This window comes from Lactobacillus sp., from assembly GCF_051893255.1.
Taxonomy (GTDB): Bacteria; Bacillota; Bacilli; order Lactobacillales; family Lactobacillaceae; genus Lactobacillus.
This window is the reverse complement of sequence record NZ_JBJFHB010000025.1, coordinates 27348-32435: the sequence shown is the minus strand read 5'-3', so window position 1 is coordinate 32435 and position 5088 is coordinate 27348. Positions and strand designations below refer to the sequence as shown.

Here is a 5088-nt window from a genome sequence, read left to right as displayed (position 1 = left end):
CTCCTCACCTTCCATGCTGACTGCTGCCCGGTTCTCCTCTACCATGAGCGTGAAGAGCTGATCAGCGCCATCCACTCCGGCTGGCGGGGGACCGTGCAGGAGATTGCCGGCAAGACGACCAAATATTTGATCGACCACGAAAACTGCGATCCCCGCTACTTCCACGCCTATATCGGGCCGTCACTTGAGCAGCGGAACTTCGAGGCTATGGATGACATCATCGACCTGGTTAAGCAGATGTCCTTTGACACCTCCAGTTTTTATGTCAAAAAAGATGCCAACCACTACCTCCTCAATTCTAAGGGCCTGATCAAGCAGCAACTCTTAAACCTGGGCGTACCAGAGGCAAACATTGAGGTGTCGCCCTACTGCACGACTGAGCACGACGACCTCTTCTTTTCCTACCGGAAGAACAAGTCCCCATACCGCAACATTTCCATCATCCGCATGAAGTAAAAAAGACCTGCAACTTTTCCATGAGTTGCAGGCTTTCTTTTTATTTCAAAGCAAATTTTTCAATGATTTCGCCGACGCCGCCTTGGTCGCAGTCGCTTTCTGCCACGTAGTCGCAGTCTTTAGCCACTTCCGGGTCAACATTGGCTACGCCAGCGCCAAGTCCTGCCGCCTTAATCATGGCCAGGTCGTTATAGTTGTCGCCGATGGCAATGGTGTCCTTGATGTCGATGCCCAGTTTTTCGCACAAGAACTTAAGCCCAGTCCCCTTGTCGACGCCTTTTGGGTTAAATTCCAGGTAGCGGTTTGAAGAATAGCTGATTTCCAGCTGGTCTTCAACGTCCTTAAAGTCCTCCCGGATCTGTTTCAAATAGGCAAAATCAGGATTATCGTATAAAATCTTAACGATCTGCTGGCCGCGCAAAAAGTCTAGGCTTTTTTCTTCAGAAACCGTGACCTGCAGCCGGCCCAAGACGACCTCCATCATCTCGTCAGTCATGTTCATCACGTAAACCGTGTCCGGCGTATAAACGTGCATCCCGACCGGATAGGTCAGCCCTCTCTTAAACAGCTCCTCAGCCAAATCAAAAGGCAGCGGGGTCAATTTAAACAGCTTGCCATCATTTTCGTTGATCATCCCGCCGTTATAAGAAATCGTGTACTGGTCTGCCATCCCCCGCAGGCCCAGGGTTTCCAGGGTATCATCCTGAATGGAAACAAACCCCCTGCCAGTGGTCGGCACAAACTTGCCGCCTCGTTTGGTAAATTCCCGAATTGCATCGAGATTGCGCTGGTTGATCTTTCGGTCCCTGCCAATCAGGGTCTCGTCTAAATCGCAGGCAACTAACTTGTAGGTCATCGTTTTCTCCTTTTCTGTAAGCCTTTACTCTTCTATAGCAAATTTTACCAATTTTTTGCTAAAAATGCGAATCAGGGCATGCAAAAAGCCACCAAGTTGCTTGGCGGCTTTTTACTATTCTATTAACTTTTGTCCTATTCGCTTACCAATTAAGCTTCAAAAGCGCGGGTAAGTGGAGGAACGATTTGCTTCTTACGTGAAACAACGCCTGGCAGGTGAGCTTCTGAGTCAACCAATTCCTTGCCAAAGGCCTTCTTGAAGACTTCCTTGCTTTCGTCATCGCCGACGAAGAGCACTTCTGAGTCTGAGTCCAAAACGTTAGTGATTACCAGCATGAACAAGTCGTAGCCGTTTTCCTTGCTTGCGTCAGTCATGGCCTTGAGGAAGCCATCTTTCCGTTCCAAAGCTTCTGGAACGTCAACAACGTTGATTTGACCGATGCGAGCAGTCTTGCCGCCAAGTTCAAAGCTCTTAGCGTCAAGGTCGATCAATTCTTCAACTGACTTAGCAGCGATGTTGGTGCCGGCCTTCAAAAGTTCCAAGCCGTATTCCTTGTAGTCAACGCCAGCGATCTTAGCCAGGTCTTCTACAGCTTCCTTGTCGATGTCAGTGGTGGTTGGTGACTTGAGCAACAGGGTGTCAGAAATGATGGCACTTAACATAATACCAGCAATGTTAGCTGGGATTTCCATGTCTTGTTCCTTGAACATTTCCCACAAAACAGTTGAAGTACAGCCAACTGGTTCTGCCCGGTAGTAAAGTGGGTCGATAGTGGCGAAGTTGCTGATCCGGTGGTGGTCGATAACGTGGGTAACCTTAACCTTGTCGCGGTCTTCAACGCTTTGTTGTGGTTCGTTGTGGTCAACCAGCATAATGGCGTTAACTTCGTTAGCAACCGTCTTGACAACACGTGGTGCTTCAAAGCCAAACTTCTTCAAAGCAAAGCTAGTTTCGTCGTTAGCTTCGCCCAAGGCTACAGCTTCAGTGTTGTAGCCCTTTTGGTTTTGGAAGTATGAGTAAGCAATGGCAGTGCCGATTGCGTCAGTGTCTGGGTTTCTGTGACCAAAAATAAGTTCTTTTTCCATCTTGGAATTTCCCTTCTAAAAAGCTAATTTTTTCTCTCTTATTTAAGTCTACTAGAAAACAAGAGATTTGTTTATCACTTTTTGTATTCTTTTTATAGCTTTTAAGCTTTTTTCTTATTTCTTATCCTATTTGTCTAAAATAGGCGGCTAGTGTCAGCTTCAGCGCTAGTCAGCGGCTTGCCCAAAAGCAGCTCTCTTGGCTCACCGTCGGTCGTGACGTCGATGACGAAGGAGCCGTTTGACTGCCGGTCACCCAGTGGGTGGTCGCAAGTCCGGATGACCTGCTTTCTCATGCTGGAAGTAATTAGGGTCAGTTCATGGTCTTGGCCATAGAACTTGGCAGCTACCAGCCGGTGCGGCTTGGTCTTAAGGTTTCTTAGGACCAGGACGCCCCGTTTAGCCCGGGTTGTCTTGCCGATCAAGTCCAGCTTCATCTGCTTAAAGGCCCCTCTTTGGGTAATGAGCCCCAGCTTTAAGAGGTCTGTATAGGCTGGATCAAAGGCATAGCAGGCAACGACGTAGTCGTCGTCTTTCAAGTTGATGGCCTTAACCCCAGCAGCTCTAGCCCCAATCATTGGGACTTCTGACAAATCATAGCGAAGACCAAAGGCTTGGTTGGTCAAGAGCACGACTTCACGCTCTTCACTCGGTTTAACCAGGTCAACCATAATGACGCGAGACGTGTCCGTCTTCAGCTTCATGGCCATGATGGCGCGAGACCGGTAGGTTCTGGTTGGCTGCAGGTCACTTAAGGCCACTTGCTTGATAAAGCCATCGTTTGTGGCCATCAAAAAGGCCGCATCCGCGTCATCCAATTTTTCTAAGGCATATACTTGGATGATTTGTTCATCGGCGGCTAAGCCCAGTTCTTGGGACAGGTGCTGACCAACATCCTTCCACTTGGTTTCCGTCAGTTCGTGGACTGGCCGGTAGATCAAGTTCCCGTAATTGGTGAAAAGGTAGAGGTTGGTCAAAGTCGACAAGGTGCCTTCATAGACCACCCGGTCGGTTTCTGGCAAGCCATTATCGCCAGACTCGGTTGACTGGTAGGACCGCATGGATGAGCGCTTGATATAGCCGTCCCGGCTGACCAAAACGCGGACGTCTTCTTCAGCAATCAGGGCCTTTTCGTCGATTTCAACCTTAGCAGTTTCATCGCTGATTTGGGTCCGGCGCGGGTTGCCGAATTCTTTCTTGACTGCGGTCAGTTCTTTGATGATTTCTTTTTGCAGCACCTTCGGATCCGCCAAAATCTTTTCAAAAGCCGCAATCTTAGCTTCCAGTTCCTTTTGTTCTTTCTGCAGAGCCAAGACGTCGGTATTGGTTAAGCGGTAAAGTTGCAAGCTGACGATGGCTTCGGCTTGTCTTTCTGAGAAGTCAAATTCCTTGACCAGGTTCTTCTTGGCATCAGCCTTATTCTTAGAAGCCCGAATGGTCTTGATGACCTGGTCTAAGATAGACATGGCCTTGATCAAGCCTTGGATGATTTCCAATCTATCCTTGGCCTTGCCTAAGTCAAACTTGGTCCGCTTGGTCAGAACTTCTTCCGCATGTTCCAAGTAGGCTTCTAAGATCCGCTTTAAGCCCACTTGCACCGGGGTCATGTGGTCGATAGCGACCATGTTGAAGTTGTAGGAAACCTGCAAGTCAGTGTTCTTTAACAGGTAGTTCAGGATGTTTTGGGCATCGGCGTCTTTTTTCAGTTCGATGACGATGGACAAACCATGGCGGTCGGTTTCATCCCGAACTTCACTGATCCCGTCAAGGTCCCGGCTGACCCGGATTTCGTCGATCTTCTTGACCAGTTGGGACTTGTTGACCAGGTAAGGGACTTCCGTCACCACAATCTGCTGGCGGTGGCCGCGGATTTCTTCAATCTGGGTCTTGGCCCGGACCTGGATCCGGCCTTTGCCCGTCAGGTAGGCATCCTTGATCCCCTTGGTGCCCATGACGATCCCGCCAGTTGGGAAGTCCGGCCCCTTGACGAATTCCATCAAGTCGTCCAGCGTTGCATCAGGGTGCTTCAAGAGATGAATGGTCGCGTCTAAGACTTCACTTAAGTTATGCGGCGGAATTTCCGTGGCGTACCCAGAAGAAATCCCAGTTGACCCGTTAACCAACAGGTTAGGGAAGCGCGCCGGCAAAACGGTTGGCTCATAGGCCGTGTCGTCGAAGTTCAAGACCATCGGCACCGTTTCTTTGTCGATGTCTTCCAGCAAGACATTGGAAATCTTGGACAAGCGGGATTCGGTATAACGCATGGCAGCCGGGCTGTCCCCGTCCATGGACCCGTTGTTCCCGTGCATTTCAATCAGAGGCTCTCTCATCTTCCAGTCTTGAGACAGGAAGACCAAGGCGCCATAAATGGAACTATCCCCGTGCGGGTGATAGTTACCCATGATGTTACCGACGGCCTTGGCAGCCTTCTTAAACGGCTTGTCAGCCGTATTGCCATCCCGGTACATGGCATAGAGAATCCGGCGCTGGACCGGCTTTAAGCCGTCACGAATGTCGGGCAGGGCTCTTTCTTGAATAATGTATTTTGAGTAGCGGCCAAACCTTTCTCCCATCACTTGTTCAAGAGGCATCTCCCGAATTCGTTCCTGAGTTTCCGGCATCTAATAACCACCTTTCCTAGTTGTTAACTTTGTCTAAAATCGATTCTTCATCCCCGAGGCGGAACTTGACGTT

General features: G+C 49.5%; 4 protein-coding genes. 1 reads left to right on the top strand and 3 read right to left on the bottom strand.

What is annotated here, in order from left to right; genetic code table 11:
* Positions 1-456, top strand: a 456-nt coding sequence (locus ACI4WN_RS02270; RefSeq protein ID WP_439776799.1) for a polyphenol oxidase family protein, incomplete at its 5' end; no start/stop codon positions are given.
* Between the two features lie 40 nt (positions 457-496).
* Here ACI4WN_RS02270 and ACI4WN_RS02265 read toward each other — a convergent pair.
* The 3 genes from ACI4WN_RS02265 to parC all read right to left on the bottom strand — a co-directional run bounded on the left by ACI4WN_RS02265 (position 497) and on the right by parC (position 5015).
* Positions 497-1312: a Cof-type HAD-IIB family hydrolase gene (locus ACI4WN_RS02265; RefSeq protein WP_439776798.1), complete on the bottom strand. Its 816-nt coding sequence runs from the start codon at positions 1310-1312 to the stop codon at positions 497-499.
* Positions 1313-1461: 149 nt separating this feature from the next.
* Positions 1462-2397, bottom strand: coding sequence for a manganese-dependent inorganic pyrophosphatase (locus ACI4WN_RS02260; protein ID WP_008460522.1), 936 nt, complete (start codon positions 2395-2397; stop codon positions 1462-1464).
* 134 nt (positions 2398-2531) lie between these two features.
* The gene (parC, locus tag ACI4WN_RS02255; protein ID WP_439776797.1) at positions 2532-5015 is read right to left on the bottom strand and encodes a DNA topoisomerase IV subunit A; all 2484 of its coding nucleotides are present in this window, start codon (positions 5013-5015) and stop codon (positions 2532-2534) included.
* Positions 5016-5088 lie beyond the last annotated feature (73 nt).

Coding starts and splice junctions, on each gene's coding strand:
- parC (WP_439776797.1), bottom strand. CDS start 5,015: ATGCCGGAAACTCAGGAACGAATTCGGGAGATGCCTCTTGAACAAGTG.
- ACI4WN_RS02265 (WP_439776798.1), bottom strand. CDS start 1,312: ATGACCTACAAGTTAGTTGCCTGCGATTTAGACGAGACCCTGATTGGC.
- ACI4WN_RS02260 (WP_008460522.1), bottom strand. CDS start 2,397: ATGGAAAAAGAACTTATTTTTGGTCACAGAAACCCAGACACTGACGCA.